The sequence below is a fragment of the Rhodococcus sp. Z13 genome (assembly GCF_025837095.1).
Lineage (GTDB): Bacteria > Actinomycetota > Actinomycetes > Mycobacteriales > Mycobacteriaceae > Rhodococcus > Rhodococcus sacchari.
On record NZ_CP107551.1, the window covers coordinates 359,620 to 383,491 of the forward strand.

Here is a 23,872-nt window from a genome sequence, read left to right on the forward strand (position 1 = left end):
GGGTGGATCACCTTCGGGTGGTCCACCCGCTCGCGTTTTCGCTGGTAGAGGCTTTTCCGAAAAAACTTACAATCAGTCTGGACTGTTTGTTGTTTTGCCGTTACGATTCGTAGCGTGATCCAGGACACTGCGCCGAACGGAAGTCGCACCCAGGCGCAACGCACGGCCGCCACCCGGGCCAAGCTGCTCGACGCGGCGATCGACTCCCTCGTCGAACACGGTTACGCCGGCACCAGCACGCAGGGCATCGCCAAGCGCGCCGGCGTCTCCCGCGGCGCCCAGCTGCACCACTTCCCGACGAAGGAGAGCCTCGTCGTCGCGGCCGTCGAACACCTCGTGGACAAGCGTCTGCAGGAGATCCTCGAGGTCCGTCCGGATCCCGAATACGGCTTCGACACGCTCATGGACGCGTTCTCCGGCCCTCTCTTCCACGCGGCACTGGAACTGTGGGTCGCGGCACGGACCGATCCGTCGCTGCACGAGGCCATGATCCCGCTGGAACGCAAGGTCTCCGACGCCCTCCGGACGGGCTGCCTGGAGATCATGGGCGACCGGGTCTCGCCCGACCACATCGACCTCAGCATCGAACTGGCACGGGGCTTCGCCGTCTCTGCCCTGATGCGCACCCCGGAATCCGATCGAGAGTTCCGGGAGCGCCTGCTCCCGGTCTGGAAGGCGTTGGTGATGAAATGAGTCTCGCAGTGCTTCCCGATCACGTGCACACGCTCGTCGTCGGCGCCGGCTTCGGCGGCATCGGCATGGTGGCGACGCTGCTGCGCGAGAATCCCCGTGCGGACGTCCTCGTGATCGAACGCGGGGACGACGTCGGCGGAACCTGGCGCGTGAACGACTATCCGGGCGCCGCGTGCGACGTGCCGAGTGCGCTGTACTCGTTCTCCTTCGCCCCCGAACCCGACTGGTCGCGAGCGCACGGCACCCAGGAGGAGATCTACGCCTACCTGCGCCGCGTCGCCCGCGAACAGGGCGTGACCGAGCGGACGATGTTCGGATGCGAACTGCGTGAGGCCCAGTGGGATCCGGAGCGTTCCGTGTGGTCGATCTCGACCTCGCGCGGCGACCTCACCGCCGACGTGCTCGTCTCCGCGACCGGTGCGCTGTCGACCCCCACCTACCCGAAGGTGCCTGGGCTGGAGCTGTTCCGCGGCAAGAAGTTCCACTCCGCCGAGTGGGACCACGACTACGACCTCACCGGCAAGCGCGTCGCCGTGATCGGCACCGGCGCCTCGGCCATCCAGTTCGTGCCCGCGATCGTGGACCGGGTCGAGCACCTCACCCTCTTCCAGCGCACCGCCTCGTGGGTGATGCCCAAGCACGACCACGTCATCGCCGAGCCGGTGCGCAAGCTCTACCGCCGGTTCCCCCTCGCGCAGAAGCTCATGCGCGGTGCGGTCTACGGGCAGAAGGAGATCTACGTCGTCGGCATGACGAAGCCCTTCGCCCGCAAGTACCTGCTGCCGCTGTTCGAGGTCCGGGCGCGCCAGGTGCTGCGCAAGAACGTGCGCGATCCCGAGCTGCGCAAGCGTCTCACCCCGGACTTCGCGATCACCTGCAAGCGGATCCTGCTGTCCAACGACTGGTTCCCCGCCATCACCCGGCCGAACGTGACCGTGGTGTCCTCGGGTCTGACCGCCGTCACCGAGAACGGCGTCGTCGACGACAAGGGCAACGAGTACGCGGTCGACGCGATCATCTTCGGCACCGGATTCACCCCCACGGAACCGCCTGTCGCACACCATATCCGCGGAACGGACGGGCGGACCCTGGCCGAGACGTGGGACGGCAGCCCCGCGGCCTATCTCGGCATCACCGTGCCGGGCTTCCCGAACCTGTTCCTCATGTACGGTCCCAACACCAATCTCGGCCACAGCTCGATCGTGTACATGCTCGAGTCGCAGGCCAACTACATCGCCGACGCGCTGCGCACCATGCGCCGGCGTGGCGTGCAGGCCGTGGAGGTCCGCAAGGACGCGGTGAGCCGCTACAACGCCGACCTGGATCCCGCGCTGAACGAAACCGTCTGGAACCAGGGCGGTTGCAGCAGCTGGTACATCGACCAGAAGGGCCGCAACTCCGTGATGTGGCCGACCTTCACCTGGCAGTACCGGGCGCGTACCAAGCAGTTCGACGCGGAGAACTACACGGAGCACCGAGCGACGGCAGGAGCGAACGCATGACCCACTACGACGTCCTCGTCATCGGATCGGGGTTCGGCGGCAGTGTCGCCGCCCTCCGCGCCACCGAGAAGGGCTACAGCGTCGGTGTTCTCGAAGCGGGCCGCCGGTTCGAGGACGACGATCTGCCCAAGACCAGCTGGCGGCTGCGCAAGTACCTGTGGGCCCCGCAGCTGGGCTGCTACGGCGTGCAGCGCATGCACCTGCTGCCGAACGTCCTCGTCATGGCCGGCGCCGGGGTGGGCGGTGGTTCGCTGAACTACGCCAACACCCTCTACAAGCCGCCCACCCCCTTCTTCCGCGACCCGCAGTGGGGCCACATCACCGACTGGGAGGCCGAACTCACGCCGTACTACGACCAGGCGGCGCGGATGCTCGGTGTGCGGCCCAACCCCACCGTCACCCCGGCCGACGAGGTGATGCGTCAGGTCGCCGAGGAGATGGGAGTCGGCGACACCTTCACGACCACCCCCGTCGGTGTGTTCTTCGACGAGCCCGGAAAGACCGTGTCCGACCCGTTCTTCGGCGGTGTCGGCCCGGAGCGCACCGGCTGCACCGAGTGCGGCAGCTGCATGACCGGTTGCCGGGTGGGCGCGAAGAACACCCTGGTGAAAAACTATCTGTACCTGGCGGAGAAGGCCGGTGCGCGGATCCATCCGCTGACCACCGTGACCCGCGTCGTGCCCCGCCCCGGCGGCGGCTACGAGGTGCACACCCGCAGCACCAACGGAATCCGCAAGCGGCGCAAGGTCTACACCGCGGACCAGGTGGTCGTGGCGGCCGGCACCTACGGCACCGCGCGACTGCTGCTGGCGAGCAAGGAGACCGGCGACCTGCCGAACCTGTCGCCGCGTCTCGGCACCGTGGTGCGCACCAACTCCGAGGCCGTCCTCGCCGCGACCGCGCAGGACCGCGTCGTCGACTACACACAGGGCGTGGCGATCACCTCGTCGTTCCATCCCGACGACCACACCCACATCGAACCCGTGCGATACGGCAAGGGCAGCAACCTGATCGGCCTGCTGCAGGCACTGCTCGTGGACGGCGGGACGCGGATGCCGCGACTGCTGAAGTTCTTCGGCGTCGCCGCGAAGAACCCCGGGGCCTTCCTGCGGTCGCTGTCGGTGCGGAACTGGTCGGAACGCACCGTCATCGCACTCGTCATGCAGACCGACGACAACTCCCTCGAACTGGCCACCCGCCGGACGCCGTTCGGCCGCGGTCTCACCAGCAAGCAGGGCCCCGGCACGCCGCCGCCCGAGTGGATCCCGGTGGGGCACGAGGCGGTCCGGCGGGTCGCCGACAAGATCGACGGCGACGCCGGCGGTTCGATCGCCGACCTGTTCAACATCCCGATGACCGCGCACTTCCTCGGCGGGTGCGCGATCGGCGACTCCCCGCGCACCGGCGTCGTCGACCCCTACCTGCGGGTCTACGGCCACGAGGGGCTGCACGTCGTGGACGGTTCGGCGGTGAGCGCCAATCTCGGTGTCAATCCGTCGCTGACCATCGCGGCGCAGGCCGAGCGCGCCCTGGCGCTGTGGCCGAACAAGGGGGAGAAGGACAACCGGCCGCCGCTCGGGTCGTCCTACGAACCCGTGACGCCGGTCCGGCCCGTGCGGCCGATCGTGCCGGCCGACGCTCCGGCCGCGCTGCGCCTGCCCCTCACCCCCGTCCGGAAGGAGGGCCAGCGTGCTCTGGACAGTGCCTGAGAGCGAGGACGACCGCACCGACTGGCCGGTCTCCCCGCCGCCGCCCTGGCCCGCCACGGTGCGGGCCACCCTGTGGTGGCACCGCAGCACCCCGGAGGCCGCGCAGTACGGTCCGAGCGGACCCACGCTGCCGATCACCCTGGCGATGATGGTCGACTACCTCGACTCACCGGTCGGACCCTATCGGGAGGTGCTCGCGAGTCCGGTGCTGCGCAGGGGTCCGATACCGGCCATGGCGGTGCCGTTCATCGCCGTCGACTCCGAGCCGTCGGTGCACGGCGGACGTCAGCACTGGAAGCTGCCCAAGGTGCTCGCCGACTTCGACGGCGACGTGCTCGGCGACTTCTCGGCGACCGGGGCCCGGTGGAAGGTCCACACCTCCGCGGCACCGAAGGGCCCGGAACTGCCGATCGTCGGCGGGCTGACCTTCGCGCAGCCGACCCCCTCCGGTGCGGTGGAACGGGCGTCGGCGCGGCTGAAGGGCTGGTGCCGCTACGCGCGGGTGACCGTCGACGCGGAGGGCCCGACGCTGAGCCGCTGGCTGCGGCCGGGTACCCACCACGGTCTGGTCATCACGTCGGGGCGGATGGCGACAGGCCCGTCGAAGATCGTCGGATAGGCCCTCAGCGAGAGTCGCCGCGGGACGGCGCCGGTTGCGCCCACGCGGCCAGCAGGTTCATCGCGTCCCGCGACGACGAGTCGGGCGCGGTGGTGTAGACGAACAAGGTCTGGTTCCGGTCGCCGGGCAGGGTGAGCGATTCGAAGTCGACGGTGAGCTCCCCGACGACGGGGTGGTGGAGGCGCTTGGAACCGTGGGTCCGCTGGTGGACCTGGTGTTCGGCCCACCAGCGGCGGAATTCGCTGCTTGCCAGGGACAGTTCGCCGACGAGTTGCTGGGCGAGAGGATCGTCCGGGGTCGTGCCCACCTCGAGGCGCAGGCTCTCCACCGCGGTCCGCGCCTGGTCCTCCCAGTCCACGAACAACTCCCGGGCCTCCGGGCTCAGCAGCATCCACCGCGCGTAGTTGCGTTCCCGCGGCGGCATGGCGTCGAAATCGGAGAACAGTGCGCGGGCCATCCGATTCGAGGCGAGCACGTCGGTGCGGCGTCCGAGGATCAGGGCGGGATGGGATTCGAGGGTGTCGAGCAGCTGGTACAGGCCCGGCCGAACCCGCTGCACCGCGCCGCGGCTGCTGCGGGCCGGCCGGGTCGCAGCGCCGATCAGATCGTCGAGATGCCGGCGACCGGCCTCGTCGAGACCGAGGGCGCGCGCGATCGCGTCGAGGACCTGGCGGGACGGGACGATGCGGCGCCCCTGCTCGAGGCGGGTGTAGTAGTCGGTCGACACCCCGGCCAGCAGCGCGACCTCCTCGCGCCGGAGCCCACGGACCCGGCGGATACGCCCGTCGAGGGGGAGTCCCGCCGCGTCGGGATCGCGCGCGGCGCGGGCGCGGCGCAGGAAGTCCGCGAGTTCACGGTTCCGGGAGGGTTCCACCCGTCGATTGTCCCTCCGGCGGCACGGATGTGCCTGGCCCTCGCAGTCCCAGGTTGCAGGGGCCCAGGTTGCGGGGACCCGGGACGGACAGGGCCGGATATGCGTCCCCACGGGTGGTGATCCGGCGGGACTCTGGAGTCACCGCGGCGGAACCGCTCCGCCCGGTCGCTCCGAAAGGAACCATCGTGTCCGAGAATTCCACAACCACAATCTGGTTCGTCACCGGCGCCTCCCGGGGCATCGGCCTGGAACTGGTCTCCCGGCTCCTGCGGCGCGGTGACGCCGTCGCGGCCACCACCCGGTCGGTCGACCGGCTGCTCACCGCCCTCGACGGGACCGACACCGGAAACCTCCTGCCACTCGAGGTCGACCTGACCGATCAGGAGCAGGTCACCGCGGCCGTGGCGGAGACGAGGCGCCGCTTCGGGGGCCTCGACGTCGTCGTCGACAACGCCGGTTACGGCTACCTCTCGGCGGTCGAGGAGATCGTCGACGCCGATGCCCGCGCCATGTTCGACGTGCAGGTCTTCGCGGTCCTCAACGTGCTGCGGGCGGCGCTACCGGTGTTCCGGGCGAACCGGCGCGGTCACATCGTCAACGTCTCCTCCATCCTGGGGCGCACCACCTTCGCGGGGTGGGGGCTGTACAGCGCCGGCAAGTACGCGCTCGAGGCCCTGACCGAGGCGCTCGCCGCCGAGGTCGCCGATCTCGGGATCCGGGTGAACCTGATCGAACCGGGCTACGTGCGCACCGACTTCCTGACGGAACGCTCTCTTGCCCTTCCGGATTCGACGATCGACGACTATCCGGAGGTGCGGGGGACGACGCAGGCGCATCAGGGGATGCACGGCACCCAGCTCGGGGACCCGGGGAAGGTCGCGGAGGCGATCCTCGCGGTCGTCGACTCCGGGAGCGCTCCGCTGCACCAGTTCCTCGGGTCCGACTCCGTCTCGTTCGCCGAGGCGCATCTCGAGGCTCTCCGGGCCGACGTGGAGGCCTCTCGCGTGCTGGCGGACACCGACATCGTCGAACCCGCCCCGGCGCGGGGGTGAGGGTCGCCGGCAGGTGACGAGGGGCGGTGTGACGGGGAGCGCACCGCCCCTTTTCTTGACTGGTTCCAGAAAAGGGGCATACTGGAGGCATGCAACAAGGACACGAGCATCGCTTCGAACCCAAGGAGCTCCTGCGCTCCGTGGGGCTGCGGGTGACTGCTCCCCGCGTTGCCGTACTGAGAACCGTTGCCGAACACCCGCATTCGGACGCCGACCGGATCGCCGCGCACGTACGCGATGAGCTCGGGTCGGTATCGACGCAGGCCGTCTACGACGTGCTCAAGGCCTGCGTGGGGAGTGGACTCCTCCGCCGGATCGAACCGGCGGGATCCCCCGCCCGGTACGAGACCCGCATCGGCGACAATCACCACCACCTCGTGTGCCGCAACTGCGGCGAGGTCGTCGACATCGACTGCGTGGTCGGTGCCGCCCCCTGCCTCACCCCGTCCGAGGACCACGGCTTCGTCATCGACGAAGCGGAGGTCACCTTCTGGGGCCTGTGCCCCGCCTGTCGCGAGAACTAGCCACCACTCTCACCCGTCACCCGTGCACCCGACAGGGGCACGGGCGGCCGACTCGTGTCCCGGGACCCGGAACACGCGCATTCGGAGGTCAACCATGACGAACACCCGTTACACCACCAACCACGTCGGCATCCCGGTCGCGAGCGACGACGAGTCGCTGACCGCGGGCACCCAGGGCCCCATCCTGCTGCACGACCACTACCTGGTGGAGAAGCTGGCGCACTTCAACCGCGAGCGGGTGCCCGAGCGTGTCGTGCACGCCAAGGGCGGCGGTGCGTTCGGCGAGTTCGTCGTCACCGAGGATGTCTCCGCCTACACCAAGGCCACGCTGTTCCAGCCCGGCGCGCGCACCGAGATGCTGGCCCGCTTCTCCACCGTCGCCGGTGAGCAGGGCAGCCCCGACACCTGGCGTGACCCGCGCGGATTCGCCCTGAAGTTCTACACCGAGGAGGGCAACTACGACCTCGTCGGCAACAACACCCCGATCTTCTTCATCAAGGACCCCATCAAGTTCCCCGACTTCATCCACTCGCAGAAGCGCCTGCCCGGCTCCGGCCTGCGCGACCACACCATGCAGTGGGACTTCTGGACCCTGCGTCCCGAGACCGCACACCAGGTGACCTGGCTGATGGGCGACCGCGGCATCCCCCGCACCTGGCGGCACATGGACGGCTTCGGCTCGCACACCTACCAGTGGATCAACGCCGCAGGTGAGCGCTTCTGGGTGAAGTACCACTTCAAGACCGACCAGGGCATCGAGTTCCTCACCCAGGCCGAGGCCGACCGCCTGGCCGGCTCCGCTCCCGACTTCCATCGCGCCGACCTCTACCAGGCGATCGAGTGCGGCGAGTTCCCGAGCTGGACGCTGCACGTGCAGATCATGCCGGTCGCGGAGGCGGAGACCTACCGGTTCAACCCCTTCGACCTGACCAAGGTGTGGTCGCAGAAGGACTACCCGCTGATCAAGGTGGGCACCATGACCCTGAACCGCAACCCGCGCAACTTCTTCGCGGAGATCGAGCAGGCCGCGTTCGCGCCGTCGAACGTCGTGCCGGGCATCGGGTTCTCGCCCGACAAGATGCTGCTCGGCCGCGTGTTCGCCTACGCCGACGCCCACCGCTACCGCATCGGGGTCAACCACGCCCAGCTGCCGGTCAACTCCGCGAAGGCCGCCCGGGTCGACTCCTACAGCAAGGAGGGCAACATGGCCTACTCCTTCAACGACCCGGAGACCCCCGTCTACGCGCCGAACAGCTTCGGCGGACCGCACGCCGATCCGCAGCGCGCCGGCGACGACGGACTGTGGGACTTCGGCACCGAGGCCGTGCGTGCCGGATACGTGCAGCATCCGGAGGACGACGACTTCGGTCAGGCGGGCACCCTGGTCCGCGAGGTGCTGGACGACGCGGCGCGGGAACGCCTGGTGAACAACATCGTCGGCCACATCCTCGGTGGTACCTCCGAGGCCCTGTACGAGCGGATCTTCGCGTACTGGCGCAACGTCGACGAGGAGCTCGGCAAGCGGATCGAGGCGGGCGTGCGGGCGGGAGCATGACCCGGCGCCGGGGGAGCGGCGGTCAGAGGAGACCCCACCAGTAGATCAGGGCCGCCAACGCCAGCACGATCAACGTGGTGGTGTCCATGTCGCTCTCCCTCCACCCGACTCCTACGACTCCATCTTCCTCGGAGGGGACGGATTCGGCACACGAAGCGGGGTCATCCACCGGCGAGGTGGGTGGCCCCGTCGCCGTCGCCGGAACATACCGGCTGTTCGAACATGCGTGTGACGGGTGTGTCGGTTGCGGTTGTTAGGTTGGAGTTCCGGGCCGACGGAACCGCCGACGGGCCGGGCCGCGCTCGCTCATCGAAAGGTGTTGTCCGACATGGTGATGGGTCCTACCCATGCGGTATCCGGGGCATTGGTGGGCCTCATCGTCGCCGATCTGCTGCCCCCCGACTGGGGTGCGCCGGCCTCCACCGCCGAGACCTTCGCGTTCGCGGCCGTGTGCTCGGGGGCGGCGCTGCTGCCGGACCTCGACACGGCGCAGTCGACCGTCGCCCGCTCCTTCGGGCCCGTCAGCCAGACCCTGGCCAACGGAATCGACGCGGTGTCCACCGGCTACTACTCGCTCACCAAGGGCAGCCGCGACCGCAAGCGCCGCGGCGGGCACCGCACCATGACGCACACCGCACTGTTCGCCGCGCTGCTCGGGGTGGGTGTCTCCGCGCTCGTCGCGCGCTTCGGCAGGGAAGCGATCATCGGCATCCTGTTCCTCACCCTGGGTCTCGCCCTGCGCGGCCTGTTCGGTTCGTGGGCGAAGAAACGCGGCTGGGTGGTCGTCACCCTCTGCGCGGCGGCACTCTCGATCCTGTCGTGGACCTGGTTCCCCAGCGAGGTCGCGTCGACGGGTCTGGGGGTCGCGGTGGCGCTGGGATGCGTCACCCACTGCCTGGGTGACGCCGTGACCAAGGAGGGTATCCCCTTCCTGGCCCCCTTCGTCCCGTGGCGCGGACAGCGGTGGTGGGAGATCAAGCTGCCCGACGCGCTGTCGATCCGGGCCGGTGGGCCGTTCGAGGTGGCCGTCCTCGGCCCGGCACTCACCGTCGCCGCGGTCGCGATGGGGATCTGGTCCATCGACGGCGCACCCGAACACATCCTGGGCACCCTGGAGGCGTCCGGGTTGTCGTTCTGGCAGGGATCCGTTCCGCAGCGGTAGTCCTGCGGAACGGTACGGGTACTGGCCCGAAGCAGGAACTTGTTCTATTTTTTCTTCGATCCGTGCCCGCCCTACAGAAACGGAGCGCGCCCTCGTGAGCGATCGTGCTTCAGGCCCCACCCTCAGCCGTCGTGGTCTGTTCGGAGCAGCAGCAGGCGCCGCAGTTCTCGCCGGGACCGGATGGTCCCTCGCCGGTGCCGTCCCCCTCGGCGACCCCGCGGCCACCATCCCCGCCCCGCCGGACTTCCCCGCCGACATCCCGCTCTCCCAGCAGCAGTTCGTCAACTGGGCGAAGACCATCCGTTTCGACGCGGTGTGGACCGCCACCGCCCGCAACGCCGACGACGTCGTGCGCCTCGCCAACTGGGCCCACCGCAACGGCTACCGGATCCGCCCGCGCGGCTCGATGCACAGCTGGAGCCCCCTCACCCTCGAGGCCGGCCAGGACGTCGCCCGCGTGGTGCTCATCGACACCATGTCGCACCTCAACGGCGTTGCCGTCGACGCCGCCGCCTCACCCGCACGGGTGACGGCCGGGGGAGGCGCGAGCATCGAGGCCATCCTCACCGCTCTCGAGGCCCACGGGCTCGGGTGGGCGAACTCCCCGGCGATCGGCGACATCTCCATCGCCGGCGCCCTGTCCATCGGCGCCCACGGCGCCACCTATCCCGCGGCGGGGGAGAAGGCGATCCCCGGCCAGTCGTTCGGGTCGCTGTCGAACCTCGTCCTCGCGCTCACCGCCGTCGTGTGGAATCCCGAGAAGGGCGAATACGAACTGCGCGAGTTCCGCCGCTCCGACCCCGAGATCGGACCCCTGCTCGCGCACCTCGGTCGCACCTTCGTCACCTCCGTGACCCTGCAGGCCGGCGCCAACTACCGGCTGCGCTGCCAGAGCTTCACCGACATCCCGTGGCGCGAACTGTTCGCCCCGCCCGGCGCCCCCGGCCGCACCTTCGAACGGTTCGTCGAGGAACACGGCCGCGTCGAGGCGATCTGGTTCCCCTTCACCGAGACCCCCTGGCTGAAGATCTGGTCGGTCGCACCCGAGAAGCCCGCCGAGTCCCGCGAGGTCGCCGGGCCCTACAACTACTTCTTCTCCGACAGCCTCCCCGAACCGCTCACCGACCTGCTGGCCCAGGTCGCCAGCGGTGCCCAGGCCGTCACCCCGGCGTTCGGTGCCTCCCAGTTCGGTGCCGTCGCCGCCGGTCTCGCCGCGACCGGCACCCACGACCTGTGGGGCTGGTCCAAGGACCTGCTGTTCTACCTCCGCGCCGCGACCCTGCGCGTGGTCGCCGGCGGCGGTGTCGTGGTCACCCGCCGCGACAACATCGCCCGCGTCATCCACGAGTTCACCACCTGGCTGAACGAACGCATGACCCACTACGCGTCGCTCGGGCAGTACCCGGTGAACATGCCGTTCGAGGTGCGCCTGTGCCGCGTCGACGACGCCGACGAGGTGCTCGTCGACGCCGCCGGCGTACCGAACCTGTCCGCGGTGCGGCCGCGCCCGGACCGCCCCGACTGGGACACCGCCATCTGGCTGAACGTCGTCTCCATCCCCGGCACCGCCGGGATGCCCGCCTTCTTCCGGGAGATGGAACAGTGGATGGCCGCCCACTACTCGGGCGACTACGCCACCTTCCGTTCCGAATGGTCGAAGGGCTGGGCGTTCGACGACCAGGGCGGCTACCGCGATCCGGGTTTCCTCGGGCAGACCGTGCCGGCGATGTACCGCACCGGCCTCGGCGCGAACGAAGGCTGGGACGCGGCCGTGGCGGCGTTCGAGAAGTACGACCCGCACCGGGTGTTCAGCAACGCCTTCCTCGACCGTCTGTTCCCCTGACCGAGGGGCTCGCCCGGGCCACGGGAGTATCGTCGATTCACGACGTGTGATCCCGGAAGCGCCCGGGCGAGCGCGTGCGGCGAAGGCGTACCCGTCGGGTGGGCCTCGGCGGGAGGAGTCGACATGGCTCGCACCGATGATGCCCGCAGCGGCGGACTCTTCCGCGCGAAGTCGGTGGAACAGTCTATCCGCGACACCGACGAACCGGACTCCAGACTGCGCCAGGACCTCACCGCGTGGGACCTTATCGTGTTCGGTGTCGCGGTCGTCATCGGCGCCGGCATCTTCACCCTCACCGCCCGCACCGCCGGCAACGTCGCAGGACCGTCGGTGTCGCTGGCGTTCGTCTTCGCGGCGATCGCGTGTGCCCTCGCGGCCCTCTGTTACGCGGAGTTCGCGTCGACGGTCCCGGTCGCGGGTAGCGCCTACACCTACTCGTTCGCGACCTTCGGCGAGTTCGTGGCGTGGATCATCGGCTGGGACCTGATCCTCGAATTCGCGTTGGCCTCCGCGGTGGTCGCGAAGGGCTGGTCGCTCTATCTGGGCGAAGTCATGGGTGTCCCTTCGACTTTCATGATCGGATCCGCGAAGGTCGACTGGGGCTCGGTGCTGATCGTCCTGGCCATCGGGGTGCTGCTCGCGACCGGCACGAAACTGTCGTCCCGGGTGTCGCTGGTCATCACGTCCATCAAGATCGCCGTGGTGCTGTTCGTCGTCGCGCTGGGTGCCTTCTACATCCGGACGGAGAACTATTCGCCCTACATCCCTCCCTCGCAGCCCGGGGACACCGGTGAAGGTCTGCACCAGTCGCTGTTCTCGTACCTCACCGGCGCCGGTGGCAGCACCTTCGGCTGGTACGGACTCCTCGCCGCCGCGAGCCTGGTGTTCTTCGCCTTCATCGGCTTCGACGTGGTCGCGACCACCGCCGAAGAGACCCGCAATCCGCAGAAGGCGGTGCCGATCGGCATCCTCGGCTCCCTCGCGATCGTGACGGTGCTGTATGTGGCCGTCAGCCTCGTGCTCACGGGGATGGTGAGCTACACGGAACTCGAGGGCGACGAGTCGAACCTGGCGACGGCGTTCGCCCTCAACGGGATGGGCTGGGCGAAGAACCTCATCGCGATCGGCGCCCTCGCGGGTCTGACCACCGTCGTGATGGTGCTGATGCTGGGGCAGACGCGTGTGCTGTTCGCGATGGCGCGCGACGGTCTGATCCCGCGCAGGCTCTCCCGCACGGGCCGGCGCGGGACGCCGGTGCGCACGACCGTGCTCGTGACCGTCGTCGTCGCCGTCCTGGCGGGCTTCGTCTCGCTCGGCACCCTCGAGGAGATGGTCAACATCGGCACGTTGTTCGCGTTCGTCCTCGTCTCGAGCGGGGTGATCGTGCTGCGCCGGAGCCGCCCCGACCTCGAGCGCGGTTTCCGGGTGCCGCTGGTGCCGTTCGTGCCGATCCTCTCGGTGGCCGCCTGCCTGTGGTTGATGGTGAACCTGTCCGTCGAGACGTGGCTGCGGTTCGTCGTGTGGATGCTCCTCGGGCTCGTCGTCTACTTCGCCTACAGCCGGAACCACTCGGTTCTGGCGCGGTCGCCGTGAAGAGGGTGGGTGCGCAGGAACGGAAAAACCCGCTCCGTCCTGCTTCCGCAGGTCAGAGCGGGTTTCCGCTGTCGGGGTGGCGGGATTCGAACCCACGACCTCTTCGTCCCGAACGAAGCGCGCTACCAAGCTGCGCCACACCCCGTGTTGAACCTCGGATAGCTTACAGCACGAAAACGGGGAAGGTTAAATCGCCTGGTCAGCGGCGTGAACCGGCGCTTTCCGCGGTGCTTCCGGCATCCTGCTGCGCATTGTCACGCGAGGCCGGAACGAGGGTCAGCAGGGTGGCCTCCGGGCGGCAGAAGAACCGGGCCGGAGCGAACGGCGACGTGCCGATGCCCGCGGACACGTGCAGCCGCATGTGCGAGCCCCACTTGGAGGCACCCTTCACCCGCGACCGGTCGATACCGCAGTTGGTCACCAGCGCCCCGACGAACGGCAGGCACAGCTGCCCCCCGTGCGTGTGGCCGGCCAGCACGAGGTCGTAGCCGTCCGCCGCGAAACGGTCGAGCACGCGCGGCTCGGGGGAGTGGGTCAGACCCAGACGCAGATCGGCCGACGGATCGGCGGGACCGGCGATGGTCTCGTAACGGTCGCGGTCGAGGTGTGGATCGTCGACACCGCCCACCGCGATGCGCACCCCACCGACCTCGACGGTGCGGCGCACGTGCGTCATGTCCTGCCAGCCGCGCTCGGTGAACGCCGCCCGCAGGTCGCCCCAGGGCAACGGAGGACCGTAGACGCGCTCGTGGTCGCGGTCGAAGTAGGCCAGCGGGTTCTTCAGCACCGGCGCGAAGTAGTCGTTGCTGCCGAAGACGAACAGGCCGGGACGGGCGAGCAGACCACCGAGTGCCTGGACGACGGCGGGCACCGCCTTGGGGTGCGACAGGTTGTCGCCGGTGTTGACGACGAGATCCGGCTCGAGCGCGTCCAGTTCGCGCAGCCAGTTCTGCTTGAGCTTCTGGCCGGGCGTCATGTGCAGATCGCTGATGTGGAGGACCCGAACCGTGGAGGCGCCGGGAGCCAGCACCGGAACGGTCACCTCGCGGAGTGTGAACGCGTTCCGCTCGATCAGCGTGGCGTAGCCGAGTCCGAGAACCGAGGCCCCGGCGACACCGAGGGCTGCGCGGCGAATTGCAGTCAGGTCAGGCACTTCTCCAGCGTACCGCCGTGTGTCGTCCGCGCACGGGCTTCGCGGCTCCCGCGTAGCGTCTACACGCATGACGGATACCACACCCTCGGTCAAATCCCGGCTGCGAACCGATCTGACGGCGGCGATGAAGGACAAGGACACGCTCCGCGTCGAGACGCTCCGCATGCTGCTCGCCTCCATCCAGAAGGAGGAGGTCGCAGGCAAGGAGGCCCGCGAACTCTCCGACGACGAGGTGCTGAAGGTCCTCGCGCGGGAGTCGAAGAAGCGCGGTGAGGCCGCCGAGATCTACACCGAGAACGGCCGCGGGGAACTCGCCGCGAAGGAACACGCCGAGGCCCGGATCATCGACGAGTACCTGCCCACACCACTCACCGACGCCGAACTCGTCGACGTCGTGGACTCGGCGATCGCGCAGGTCGCCGAGGAACTCGGGGCGCGGCCGGGCCCGAAGGACATGGGCCGGGTGATGAAGGTGGCGACGCAGATCGCCGCGGGCAAGGCGGACGGCAAACGGCTGTCGTCGGCGGTGCGCTCGCGCCTGTAGAACGGCGGTGCGCGCGCGCCCGTAGAACGGGCGGTGCGTTCGCGCCCGTAGAACGGGCGGTGCGTTCGCGCCCGTAGAACGGGCGATCGGGAGTGCGGTTCCCGTCGTTCCCCGGGGGTGGGGGCGACGAGAACCGCACTCCCGATGCGGTCGTGAGGGGTCAGTTGTCCCCGTCGGACGGCGTCTGCGACTCACTCTGCTCCGGTTCCTCGGCCGGGGTCGGCGACGGCGTCGGGCGGCGGGTCGTGTCGGGCACCTCCCGGTCGCGCGGACGCGCCGGGGTCGCGCTGGTCGTGGGCGCGGCGCGCACCGAACCGTCGCTGATGAAGATCGTCACCGTCGAGCCGGGCACGGCCGAACCGGTGGGGGACGTGCCGGTCACCGTGCCGGCGCGCTCCTCCCGGGCGACGGTGGCCTCGGAGACCTCGAAACCGGCGTCGCGGAGACGCTGGATCGCGCGGTCCTTCGACAGGCCGGTCACGTCGGGCACCTGGGCGTTGCCGGCGCCGCGGACGTAGCGCTCGTCGGGGGCGGGCAGCTCCACCGGACCGAACTTGGTGGCCACGGGCAGCAACGCCGAGAACCACGTCCGGGCGGGTTCGGTGCCGCCGTAGAGGTTGCCGTTGTAGCAGGGGCGCACCGGACCCGAGCAGATCTCGCCGGGCGTGGGGGAGTCGCCGTAGGTGTAGACGACACCGGCGTAGCGGTTCGTGAAGCCCAGGAACGCCGACGACATGTGCGACTCGGTGGTACCGGTCTTCGCCGCGACCGGCAGGTTCCAGCCCGTCATCCCCGCGGCGCCGGAGGCGGTACCGCCGGCCGCGGTGTCCTTGCTCATCGCCACGGCCAGGGTGTCGGCGAGACCGGGCTCGACGACCTGCTCGCAGGCCTGCTGGGTGATCGGGACGGGCTTGCCCTCCCGGTCGAAGACCCCCTCGATCGGCGACGGCGGGCACCACTTGCCGTGCGAGGCGAGGGTCGCCGCGACGTTCGACAGTTCGAGGGCGTTCACCCAGGTCGGGCCGAGCGTGTAGGAGCCGAGGTGCTGGTCCTTCTGCATGTCCGCCATCGACTGGTCACCGAAACCGGAGGTGCGCGGCTGCAGGTACGAGCGCAGGCCGAGCCGCACCGACATGTCGACGGCCGCGTCGACGCCGGTGGCCTCGATGAGCTTCACGAACGCGGTGTTGGGCGACTGGGCGAGAGCGTCGGACACCGACAGCTGTGCCGGATAGGGACCCGCGTTCTCGACGCAGTAGTAGTTGGCCGGGCAGCCGCGGGCACCGCCGTCACCGAGCCCGAGTGCGTTGTACCGGGAGGGCACGTCGAGCACCGCCGAGGTGCCGAGGCCCTTCTCCATCGCGGCCGCGACCGTGAAGATCTTGAAGATCGACCCGGCGCCGTGGCCGGCGAGCGAGTAGGGCTGCGGCTGGACGGTCTCCTTGGCCTCGGCGTCGAGGCCGAAGGTGCGGCTCGACCCCATCGCGAGGACCTTGTGCGAGTCCTGTCCTGGCTCGATGACGTTCATGACCGTGGCCACGTCGTCGACGGTGGGGCTGGTGTACTGGTCGAGCGAGGCCTTGACCGAGTCCTGCACCTCGGGGTCGAGGGTGGTGCGGATCAGGTAGCCGCCCTTGTCGATCTGCTCGCGGGACAGTCCCGAGTTCTCGAGGTACTGCAGCGCGTACTCGCAGAAGTAACCGCGGTTGCCGGCGGCGATGCAGCCGCGCGGCAGCGTGTTGGGCTCCGGCAGCACCCCGAGCGGCAGTTCCTTCGCGGCGCGGATCTCGTCGGCGCGTTCGGGGATGTTCTCGATCATGGTGTCGAGCACGGTGTTGCGGCGCTCGAGCACCCCGTCGGGATTGGTGTAGGGGTTCAGCGCCGAGCTGGACTGCACCATGCCGGCGAGCATCGCCGCCTGCGGGATGTTCAGGTCCTTGGCGTCGATGCCGAAGTAGGTCTGGGCGGCGTCCTGGATGCCGAACGAGCCGTTGCCGAAGGGGACGAGGTTCAGATAGCGGGTGAGGATCTCGTCCTTGGTGAGCTGCTCGTCGAGGGTGAGCGCCATCCGGATCTCGCGGATCTTGCGGGCTGGGGTGGTCTCGATCGCGGCGCGCCGCTCGGCGTCGGTCTTCGCGATGACGTGCAGCAGGTAGTTCTTCACGTACTGCTGGTCGATCGTGGAGGCGCCCTGCTCGACCTGCCCGCTCGTGGTGTTGGTCAGGAAGGCGCGCATGGTGCCCTGCCAGTCGACACCGCGGTGCTCGGGGAAGCGTTTGTCCTCGATGGAGACGATCGCGAGTTTCATCTCGTTGGAGATCTGGTCGCTGGGCACCTCGAAGCGGCGCTGCTCGTACAGCCACGCGATCGGGTTGCCGTCCCTGTCGACCATGGTGGTCACGGCGGGGACGACGCCTTCCACGAGTTCGGCGGAACTGTTGTCCACCGTGTCCGCGGCGCGGTTCGAGACGTACCCGAATCCGCCTGCGGCAGGGAAGAGCATCCCTGCTACGAGAACGCCGCCGAGGGCCGTGCAACCTGCGAGCTTCGCCACCGTTCTTCGGATCGACACGCCTACACAGTACGTGGAGAGGCGGCGATCGGATGTTTCCAGGGAGCGGGCGTCGTCGGGGCCTTATCGAAAAAACGCCTCCGACGTGCGGCTTTGTACGTACGTACCAGAAAAGGTTTCGTTCGTCTTGCGCGTGGGCATCAGTTTACCTAGATTGAGACATCAGTGTGATGCAGATAACACCTTGACGGGCAGGTTGCGTCGGCTGCGGGCACACGGACGGCGCGACCTCGAACACCGCGAACCGGCGTTCGGAAAGTAAAGGGGAACTGAATGCACATGACCACCCCGACGACCCGACTCGACTTCGACCAGGCCGAAGCTCGTATCGCGTGGGTCTCCAAGGCCCGCTGCCGCGAAGTCGATCCCGATGAACTGTTCGTACGCGGCGCCGCGCAGCGCAAGGCAGCGGTCATCTGCCGGCACTGCCCGGTGATGCTCGAATGCGGTGCAGACGCTCTGGACAATCGTGTCGAGTTCGGTGTGTGGGGAGGCATGACGGAACGGCAGCGTCGTGCCCTCCTCAAGCAGCACCCGGAGGTCGAGTCCTGGGCCGACTTCTTCAAGGCCCAGCGACAGCACCAGCACCAGAACGCGGTCTGATCCACCACGACGGTGTGGTCGTCAGGGGGTGACGACGGCACACCACGCAGGGGGTTGAACGGCGGCGCCGCCGCCCGGTCATCGGAACGGCGTCGCCACACCGACCGCGGAACCCGGACCCGCGAGACCGTCAGGCCTCGCGGGTCAATTGCTCGCCCACGGCCCGGAGCGCCTCGAGGTCCGAGACCTCGAACGGCAGGGACGGCACTCCCACCACGGGAACGGTCGGGTGCGCTGCGGTGAAGTTGCGCAGCAACCGCAGCTCCCGCTTGGCGGTCACCGCCCGATGGGCATGGATACGCAGCACGGCCTCGGCGGTTCTCGCGTCGAGGCCGTCCTCGTCCGCGAGCTGATCGGCGGCGGTGAGGGCGTGATCCGCGGGCAGCGACGACAGGGTCGGATGCGTCCGGTTGAGCACCAGCCCCGACAACGGCATCCGGTCCTCGCCGAGACGCTCGACGAAGAACGACGCCTCGCGCAGAGCATCGGGCTCGGGGGCCGCGACCACCACGAAGTGGGTACCGGGCTGCTGCAGCAGCCGGTAGGTGCGGTTGGCGCGTTCACGGAACCCACCGAACATCGAGTCCAGCGACTGCACGAACGCCGAGGCGTCCGACAGCATCTGGCTGCCCACAATGGTCGAGACCGCCTTCAGTGCGAGCCCCATCGCACCGGTCACGAGCCGGCCGAAGCCACGCCCGGGGGCCGTGAAGATGCGGATCATCCGGCCGTCGAGAAAGGCGCCGAGGCGCTGCGGGGCGTCGAGGAAATCCAGGGCGTTCCGGGACGGTGGGGTGTCGACGACGATCAGATCCCACTCGTCGCTCTGCGCGAGCTGACCGAGCTTCTCCATCGCCATGTACTCCTGCGTGCCGGAGAACGACGACGCCACCGTCTGGTAGAAGGGGTTCTCCAGGATCTGCTGGGCCTTCTCCGGCGTCGAGTGCTCGAGCACCATGTCGTCGAAGGTCCGGCGCATGTTGAGCATCATCGCGTGCAGCTCGCCCTTCGCCTCGGGACCGAGCTCCACCTTCTGCGGCGAGTTGTCGAGGGTCTCCACGCCGAGAGCCTGCGCGAGCCGCCGCGCCGGGTCGATCGTCAGCACCACGACGTTGCGGCCCCGCTCGGCCGCCCGCAACGCCAGCGACGCCGCGGTCGTCGTCTTGCCCACGCCACCGGAACCGCAGCACACGATCACCCGGGACGACCGGTCGTCGAGGATGCGCGCCACGTCGAGTTCGCGCCGGGTCTGCGTGCTCATCGGACTCCCTGCTCTGCGAGTGCCTCGGCGAGCTCGTACAGGCCACCGAGATCGACGCCGTCGGCGAGCGACGGCAAGGACATACGTGCCACCTTCACATCGTCGAGTTGGGCGGCGCTCACCTGCTGCGCCTGGAGAACCGAGGCGTGCTCCACGGTCTGGGTGAGCAGGCCGGCGAAGTCGTCGTCGGAGAGCTTCAGCCCCACCCGCTCGAAGGTCGCGCGGATCGGGGGACCGTCGATGCGCCCGGCCGCGGCCTCGTCGACGAGTTCGGCGGGCAGGTGCTCGGGGACGGTCTTGTTCACGATCACCGTGCCGAGCCTCAGATCGGCGGCCTGCAGTTCCTCGACCGCGTCGGCGGTCTCCTGCACCGGCAGCGCCTCGAGCAGCGTCACCAGATGCACCACGGTCTGGTCGGAGTGCAGCAGCCGCACCACACCCTCGCTCTGCGAGCGGATCGGGCCCGACTTGGCGAGATCGGCCATCGCCTTGGTGACGTCGAGGAAGCTCCCGATGCGGCCGGTGGGCGGCGAGTCGACCACCACCGCGTCGTAGACGGGCGCGCCGGACTTGTCGGTGCGCACCACCGTCTCCTTGATCTTGCCGGTGAGGATCACGTCGCGCAGACCCGGCGCGAGCGTGGTGACGAACTCGATGGCCCCGATCCGCCGCATCGCGCGCCCCGCGAAACCGAGGTTGTAGAACATGTCGAGGTATTCGAGGAAGGCCGTCTCGATGTCGATCGCGAGCGCCGACACGACGCCCCCGCCCTCGGCGGTGGCGATCTTCGTCTCGACCGGGGGCAGCGACGGCACGTCGAACAGTTGCGCGATGCCCTGCCGCCCCTCCGTCTCGACGAGCAGTACCTTGCGGCCGCCGGCGGCGAGCGCCAGGGCCAGGGCTGCGGCGACAGTGGATTTCCCGGTCCCACCCTTGCCGGAGACGAAGTGCAGTCGCGCCTGTGCGGCGCCGGCCGGCCACTCGCCGGAATGTGATGTCGGAGATGCCACGGGCACGAGCCTATAAGTCGTGGAGCCCGAGCGGTGCCGGATAGGGTTCACGACATGAGTGAAACGACAACATGGGAGTACGCGACCGTTCCGCTGCTCACACACGCCACCAAGCAGATCCTCGATCAGTGGGGCGCCGACGGGTGGGAACTCGTCACCGTTCTGCCCGGGCCGACCGGTGAGCAGCACGTCGCCTACCTGAAGCGTCCGAAGGGCTGATCGATGGCGGAGAAGACCTGGAGCGAACGTCTGAAGGAACTGGGCATCATCCTGCCGCCGGTGGCCAAGCCGGTCGCGGCCTACGTGCCCGCCGTCCGCAACGGTGACGTCGTCTACACCTCGGGGCAGCTGCCCCTGGTCGACGGCACCCTGACCCACACCGGCAAGGTCGGTGCGGAGGTCACCCCCGAGGACGCGAAGACCGCCGCCCGCACCGCGGCCCTCAACGCCCTCGCCGCCGTCGACGGCATCGTCGGGATCGACAACATCGCGAGCATCGTCAAGGTGGTCGGATTCGTCGCCTCCGCCGAGGGATTCACCGGTCAGCCGGGTGTCATCAACGGCGCCTCGGAACTGCTCGGTGAGATCTTCGGCGACGTCGGTGCGCACGCCCGCTCGGCCGTGGGTGTCGCGGAACTGCCGCTCGGCGCCCCCGTCGAGGTGGAACTGATGGTCGAGGTGCGCTGAGCACCGTCCTTCCTTCGACAACGAGAGGCGACGAGATGGCGCTGGTTCACCCCGCCTACGCACAATTGCGGCAGGTCACCGAGAACGCTGCGGTGGTCCTCGCCGAGAACCCCTCGATGATGTCGCTCGAGGGCACCAACACCTGGATCCTCCGCGCGCCGGGCAGCGACGAGTGCGTCGTGGTCGATCCGGGTCCGCTCGACGAGAAGCATCTCGAGCGGATCGCGCAGGTGCCGGTGGCAGCGACGCTCATCAGCCATCGGCACTTCGACCACACCGAAGGGGCCGAGCGCTTCTCGCAGCTGGCGGACTGTCCCGTGCACGCCGTCCTGCCGGAGCACCGGCACGGGGGCGGGGGAGAGCTGTCCGACGGCGACGTCGTGGAGGCGGCGGGGCTGCGCATCCGGGTCCTCGCGACCCCGGGGCACACGGCCGACTCGCTGTCGTTCGTGCTCGAGCAGGACCGCAGCGTGCTCACCGCCGACACCATCCTCGGCCGGGGCACCACCGTCCTCGACGACAGCGACGGCGACCTCGGCGACTACCTGCGGTCGCTGCGGGCGCTGATCGCGCTCGGCGACGGCTACACGGTGCTGCCCGGGCACGGCCCCGAGCTGCCGGATCTGGGGACGATCGCACGCCAGTACCTCGCGCACCGCGAGGAACGGCTCGAGCAGGTGCGCGGTGCGCTGCGCACCCTCGGCTCCGAGGCCACGGCCCGGGAGGTCGTCGAGCACGTCTACGCCGACGTCGACCGCTCACTGTGGGGAGCGGCCGAGAAGTCGGTCAACGTGCAGCTGGAGTACCTGCGCAGCTTCGGCTGAATCGGAACACCTGCAGCCGGAACACGCGAAGAGGCCGGGACGCGAGTGCGTCCCGGCCTCTTCGCGATGTCGGGGGGTGTCAGCGAGCGCGACGCGCCAGACGCTCCGAGTCGGAGATCAGAACGCTCTTGCCCTCGAGGCGCAGCCAGCCGCGGTGCGCGAAGTCGGCCAGGGCCTTGTTCACGGTCTCGCGGGAGGCGCCGACGAGCTGCGCGATCTCTTCCTGCGTCAGGTCGTGGGTGACGCGCAGGGCGCCGGCCTCCTGGGTGCCGAAACGCTGGGCCAGCTGCAGCAGCGCCTTGGCGACACGGCCGGGAACGTCCGTGAAGATCAGGTCGGCGAGGCTGTTGTTGGTGCGGCGCAGACGACGTGCGAGGACGCGCAGGAGCTGCTCGGCGATCTCGGGGCGCTGGTCGATCCACGCCTTGAGGGCGTCGCGGTCCATGCTCACGGCCCGCACCTCGGTGACGGTGGTGGCGGTGGAGGTACGCGGACCCGGGTCGAAGATGGACAGCTCACCGAACATGTCGGACGGGCCCATGATCGTCAGGAGGTTCTCACGGCCGTCGGGCGAACGACGTCCGAGCTTCACCTTGCCCGAAACGATGATGTACAGCCGATCGCCGGGCTCACCCTCGTTGAAGATGACATGGCCGCGCGGGAAATCGACCGGTTGCAGCTCTTTGATCAGCGCCGCAACCGCAGAGGGCTCGACTCCTTGGAAGATGCCTGCTCTGGCCAGGACCTCGTCCACGTGCGCTCCTTTTGGGAATGAAAATCTCGTCATCTACTGCCGGGTCTGCACGTCGACGGATATCCCGGGCAGGGCACCTGTCAGGCGTACGAGCGTCCAGTCTACTGTGCTCGCGGCGTGAGTGAGTGACCGATACCACGGAAACGGTCGACGGGAATCGCTCACCGGCCCCTCCAGGCTACCGGCAGGTAGTCGCTCAGCTGGCGCGACGTGCGCGCAGGTCGTCGTCGGAATCGTCGACCTCGTCGGTGTCGGCCCCGCGCCGGCGGCGACGGTGGAAACGGGCGAGGGCTCCGGGAAAGCCTTCCCGGGCGAGTGCCGCTACGTCGGCGTGGTTCGCCTTGTCGAGGAATTCCTCCACTTCCTGCTGGCGGACCGACAGTCGACTCAGGCGCGCCTCGACACGCTCCATGGACAGTGCGAACAGCATCAGCAGCACCGGGAAGAGCACGACAGCAAGAGCTTGCATAGGGGGAAGTAAACACGGGGAATGTCTCAGAAGAGACACGGGGCCGGATCGACGTCGGAAGCTTTACGTACAGTGGTTCAGGTGCGAGCGACCCCTTCCGAGAGCCTCCAGACGGCCCCGCGCCGAGCATCCGGAAAGGCTCGCGGGCCGGAGTCGCGTCTGGCCCTTGTCCGTCGCGCACGGCGGATGAACCGGCGTCTCGCCGAGGCCTTCCCCCACGTCTACTGCGAACTGGACTTCACGAATCCGCTCGAACTCGCGGTGGCCACGATCCTGTCCGCACAGTGCACGGACGTGCGGGTCAACCAGGTCACGCCCGCTTTGTTCGCGCGCTATCCGGACGCCCGCGCCTACGCCGAGGCCGACCGTGCCGAGCTCGAGGAGTACATCCGCTCGACCGGCTTCTACCGCAACAAGGCCAACTCGCTGATCGGTCTCGGCCAGGCGCTGCTCGAGCGTTTCGACGGCGAGGTGCCGGCCCGGATCGAGGACCTCGTCTCGCTGCCCGGCATCGGCCGCAAGACCGCCAACGTCATCCTCGGCAACGCCTTCGATGTGCCGGGAATCACCGTCGACACCCACTTCCAAAGGCTCGTGCGCCGCTGGGAATGGACCGACGAGACCGACCCGGTGAAGATCGAACACGCGGTGGGAGCGCTCATCGAGCGCAAGGAGTGGACCCTGCTGTCCCATCGCGTGATCTTCCACGGCCGCCGGGTGTGCCACGCACGGAAACCGGCCTGTGGGGTGTGCGTGCTCGCGAAGGACTGCCCCTCCTACGGGACGGGCCCGACCGACCCGCAGACCGCTGCCGCGCTGGTGAAGGGACCGGAGACCGAGCATCTGCTCGAGCTGGCCGGGCGGTGAAC

At 69.0% G+C, this 23,872-nt stretch carries 23 protein-coding genes and 1 tRNA gene; 16 read left to right on the forward strand and 8 right to left on the reverse strand.

Going from position 1 to position 23,872, the window contains the following annotated elements; all coding sequences use genetic code 11:
- Positions 1 to 114 precede the first annotated feature (114 nt).
- From OED52_RS01645 to OED52_RS01660, 4 genes are read left to right on the forward strand one after another with little or no spacing between them, the layout of a single operon-like run.
- Entirely contained in the window at positions 115 to 693 is a 579-nt protein-coding gene (locus OED52_RS01645) for a TetR/AcrR family transcriptional regulator (protein ID WP_264152980.1), read from the forward strand.
- Positions 690 to 2,195 (forward strand): flavin-containing monooxygenase, encoded by a 1,506-nt coding sequence (locus OED52_RS01650; RefSeq protein WP_264152981.1) that lies wholly within the window; start codon positions 690 to 692, stop codon positions 2,193 to 2,195. Before OED52_RS01645 ends, OED52_RS01650 begins: the two co-directional genes overlap by 4 nt.
- Positions 2,192 to 3,904: an FAD-dependent oxidoreductase gene (locus OED52_RS01655; RefSeq protein WP_264152982.1), complete on the forward strand. Its 1,713-nt coding sequence runs from the start codon at positions 2,192 to 2,194 to the stop codon at positions 3,902 to 3,904. The genes OED52_RS01650 and OED52_RS01655 overlap by 4 nt, the downstream gene beginning before the upstream one ends.
- Positions 3,897 to 4,523, forward strand: a complete 627-nt coding sequence (locus OED52_RS01660; RefSeq protein WP_264154547.1) for an acetoacetate decarboxylase family protein — start codon at positions 3,897 to 3,899, stop codon at positions 4,521 to 4,523. Before OED52_RS01655 ends, OED52_RS01660 begins: the two co-directional genes overlap by 8 nt.
- Before the next feature lie 4 nt (positions 4,524 to 4,527).
- Here OED52_RS01660 and OED52_RS01665 read toward each other — a convergent pair whose 3' ends face one another.
- A complete protein-coding gene (locus tag OED52_RS01665) occupies positions 4,528 to 5,397 on the reverse strand; it encodes a helix-turn-helix transcriptional regulator (RefSeq protein ID WP_264152983.1) in 870 nt (289 codons plus the stop codon).
- A 185-nt stretch (positions 5,398 to 5,582) separates the two neighbouring features.
- On the opposite strand from OED52_RS01665, the gene OED52_RS01670 reads away from it, so the two are divergent.
- The 6 genes from OED52_RS01670 (at position 5,583) to OED52_RS01695 (ending at position 13,126) form a co-directional block, all read left to right on the forward strand.
- Positions 5,583 to 6,449: an SDR family NAD(P)-dependent oxidoreductase gene (locus OED52_RS01670; RefSeq protein WP_264152984.1), complete on the forward strand. Its 867-nt coding sequence runs from the start codon at positions 5,583 to 5,585 to the stop codon at positions 6,447 to 6,449.
- A gap of 89 nt (positions 6,450 to 6,538) precedes the next feature.
- Entirely contained in the window at positions 6,539 to 6,973 is a 435-nt protein-coding gene (locus tag OED52_RS01675; protein WP_264152985.1) for a Fur family transcriptional regulator, read from the forward strand.
- A 94-nt stretch (positions 6,974 to 7,067) separates the two neighbouring features.
- The gene (locus OED52_RS01680) at positions 7,068 to 8,528 is read left to right on the forward strand and encodes a catalase (protein WP_264152986.1); all 1,461 of its coding nucleotides are present in this window, start codon (positions 7,068 to 7,070) and stop codon (positions 8,526 to 8,528) included.
- Positions 8,529 to 8,856: 328 nt separating this feature from the next.
- Positions 8,857 to 9,690, forward strand: coding sequence for a metal-dependent hydrolase (locus OED52_RS01685; protein WP_264152987.1), 834 nt, complete (start codon positions 8,857 to 8,859; stop codon positions 9,688 to 9,690).
- Positions 9,691 to 9,784: 94 nt separating this feature from the next.
- Positions 9,785 to 11,533, forward strand: a complete 1,749-nt coding sequence (locus OED52_RS01690; RefSeq protein ID WP_264152988.1) for a cholesterol oxidase substrate-binding domain-containing protein — start codon at positions 9,785 to 9,787, stop codon at positions 11,531 to 11,533.
- 123 nt (positions 11,534 to 11,656) lie between these two features.
- Complete coding sequence (locus tag OED52_RS01695) at positions 11,657 to 13,126, forward strand: amino acid permease (RefSeq protein ID WP_264152989.1); 1,470 nt, start codon at positions 11,657 to 11,659, stop codon at positions 13,124 to 13,126.
- A 71-nt stretch (positions 13,127 to 13,197) separates the two neighbouring features.
- Here the strand turns inward: OED52_RS01695 and OED52_RS01700 are convergent.
- Both OED52_RS01700 and OED52_RS01705 read right to left on the reverse strand, forming a co-directional pair.
- A tRNA-Pro gene (locus tag OED52_RS01700) sits at positions 13,198 to 13,271 on the reverse strand.
- Positions 13,272 to 13,325: 54 nt separating this feature from the next.
- A complete protein-coding gene (locus OED52_RS01705; RefSeq protein ID WP_264152990.1) occupies positions 13,326 to 14,279 on the reverse strand; it encodes a metallophosphoesterase in 954 nt (317 codons plus the stop codon).
- Positions 14,280 to 14,346: 67 nt separating this feature from the next.
- Between OED52_RS01705 and OED52_RS01710 the strand changes: the two genes are divergently transcribed.
- Positions 14,347 to 14,823 (forward strand): GatB/YqeY domain-containing protein, encoded by a 477-nt coding sequence (locus OED52_RS01710; RefSeq protein WP_264152991.1) that lies wholly within the window; start codon positions 14,347 to 14,349, stop codon positions 14,821 to 14,823.
- 160 nt (positions 14,824 to 14,983) lie between these two features.
- On the opposite strand, the gene OED52_RS01715 is transcribed toward OED52_RS01710, so the two are convergent.
- Positions 14,984 to 17,377 (reverse strand): penicillin-binding protein, encoded by a 2,394-nt coding sequence (locus OED52_RS01715; RefSeq protein WP_318841923.1) that lies wholly within the window; start codon positions 17,375 to 17,377, stop codon positions 14,984 to 14,986.
- 291 nt (positions 17,378 to 17,668) lie between these two features.
- Here OED52_RS01715 and OED52_RS01720 point away from each other — a divergent pair, with 291 nt between their 5' ends.
- Positions 17,669 to 17,998, forward strand: a complete 330-nt coding sequence (locus tag OED52_RS01720) for a WhiB family transcriptional regulator (RefSeq protein ID WP_318841900.1) — start codon at positions 17,669 to 17,671, stop codon at positions 17,996 to 17,998.
- Between the two features lie 130 nt (positions 17,999 to 18,128).
- Here OED52_RS01720 and OED52_RS01725 read toward each other — a convergent pair whose 3' ends face one another.
- Both OED52_RS01725 and OED52_RS01730 read right to left on the reverse strand, forming a co-directional pair.
- Complete coding sequence (locus OED52_RS01725; protein WP_264152994.1) at positions 18,129 to 19,259, reverse strand: ArsA family ATPase; 1,131 nt, start codon at positions 19,257 to 19,259, stop codon at positions 18,129 to 18,131.
- On the reverse strand, positions 19,256 to 20,275 hold the full coding sequence (locus tag OED52_RS01730) for an ArsA family ATPase (protein WP_413247699.1): 1,020 nt from the start codon (positions 20,273 to 20,275) through the stop codon (positions 19,256 to 19,258). Before OED52_RS01730 ends, OED52_RS01725 begins: the two co-directional genes overlap by 4 nt.
- A 48-nt stretch (positions 20,276 to 20,323) precedes the next feature.
- On the opposite strand from OED52_RS01730, the gene OED52_RS01735 reads away from it, so the two are divergent.
- The 3 genes from OED52_RS01735 to OED52_RS01745 are packed head-to-tail and all read left to right on the forward strand — an operon-like array spanning position 20,324 to position 21,780.
- Positions 20,324 to 20,488, forward strand: coding sequence for a DUF4177 domain-containing protein (locus OED52_RS01735; protein ID WP_006552429.1), 165 nt, complete (start codon positions 20,324 to 20,326; stop codon positions 20,486 to 20,488).
- 3 nt (positions 20,489 to 20,491) lie between these two features.
- Positions 20,492 to 20,956: a RidA family protein gene (locus OED52_RS01740; protein WP_264152996.1), complete on the forward strand. Its 465-nt coding sequence runs from the start codon at positions 20,492 to 20,494 to the stop codon at positions 20,954 to 20,956.
- Between the two features lie 35 nt (positions 20,957 to 20,991).
- Positions 20,992 to 21,780: an MBL fold metallo-hydrolase gene (locus OED52_RS01745; protein WP_264152997.1), complete on the forward strand. Its 789-nt coding sequence runs from the start codon at positions 20,992 to 20,994 to the stop codon at positions 21,778 to 21,780.
- A gap of 79 nt (positions 21,781 to 21,859) precedes the next feature.
- On the opposite strand, the gene OED52_RS01750 is transcribed toward OED52_RS01745, so the two are convergent.
- Together OED52_RS01750 and OED52_RS01755 are read right to left on the reverse strand one after the other, a co-directional pair.
- Positions 21,860 to 22,534 carry a Crp/Fnr family transcriptional regulator gene (locus tag OED52_RS01750; protein WP_006552426.1) on the reverse strand — a complete coding sequence of 225 codons (675 nt, stop codon included), beginning with the start codon at positions 22,532 to 22,534 and terminating at the stop codon, positions 21,860 to 21,862.
- 196 nt (positions 22,535 to 22,730) lie between these two features.
- Positions 22,731 to 23,003: a hypothetical protein gene (locus OED52_RS01755; RefSeq protein WP_264152998.1), complete on the reverse strand. Its 273-nt coding sequence runs from the start codon at positions 23,001 to 23,003 to the stop codon at positions 22,731 to 22,733.
- 21 nt (positions 23,004 to 23,024) lie between these two features.
- Here OED52_RS01755 and nth point away from each other — a divergent pair, with 21 nt between their 5' ends.
- Positions 23,025 to 23,870 (forward strand): endonuclease III, encoded by an 846-nt coding sequence (gene nth / locus OED52_RS01760; RefSeq protein ID WP_413247700.1) that lies wholly within the window; start codon positions 23,025 to 23,027, stop codon positions 23,868 to 23,870.
- Positions 23,871 to 23,872 lie beyond the last annotated feature (2 nt).

Coding starts and splice junctions, on each gene's coding strand:
- OED52_RS01680 (WP_264152986.1), top strand. CDS start 7,068: ATGACGAACACCCGTTACACCACCAACCACGTCGGCATCCCGGTCGCG.
- OED52_RS01695 (WP_264152989.1), top strand. CDS start 11,657: ATGGCTCGCACCGATGATGCCCGCAGCGGCGGACTCTTCCGCGCGAAG.
- OED52_RS01725 (WP_264152994.1), bottom strand. CDS start 19,259: ATGAGCACGCAGACCCGGCGCGAACTCGACGTGGCGCGCATCCTCGAC.
- OED52_RS01685 (WP_264152987.1), top strand. CDS start 8,857: ATGGTGATGGGTCCTACCCATGCGGTATCCGGGGCATTGGTGGGCCTC.
- OED52_RS01745 (WP_264152997.1), top strand. CDS start 20,992: ATGGCGCTGGTTCACCCCGCCTACGCACAATTGCGGCAGGTCACCGAG.
- OED52_RS01755 (WP_264152998.1), bottom strand. CDS start 23,003: ATGCAAGCTCTTGCTGTCGTGCTCTTCCCGGTGCTGCTGATGCTGTTC.
- nth (WP_413247700.1), top strand. CDS start 23,025: ATGTCTCAGAAGAGACACGGGGCCGGATCGACGTCGGAAGCTTTACGT.
- OED52_RS01655 (WP_264152982.1), top strand. CDS start 2,192: ATGACCCACTACGACGTCCTCGTCATCGGATCGGGGTTCGGCGGCAGT.
- OED52_RS01740 (WP_264152996.1), top strand. CDS start 20,492: ATGGCGGAGAAGACCTGGAGCGAACGTCTGAAGGAACTGGGCATCATC.
- OED52_RS01735 (WP_006552429.1), top strand. CDS start 20,324: ATGAGTGAAACGACAACATGGGAGTACGCGACCGTTCCGCTGCTCACA.
- OED52_RS01675 (WP_264152985.1), top strand. CDS start 6,539: ATGCAACAAGGACACGAGCATCGCTTCGAACCCAAGGAGCTCCTGCGC.
- OED52_RS01650 (WP_264152981.1), top strand. CDS start 690: ATGAGTCTCGCAGTGCTTCCCGATCACGTGCACACGCTCGTCGTCGGC.
- OED52_RS01720 (WP_318841900.1), top strand. CDS start 17,669: ATGCACATGACCACCCCGACGACCCGACTCGACTTCGACCAGGCCGAA.
- OED52_RS01710 (WP_264152991.1), top strand. CDS start 14,347: ATGACGGATACCACACCCTCGGTCAAATCCCGGCTGCGAACCGATCTG.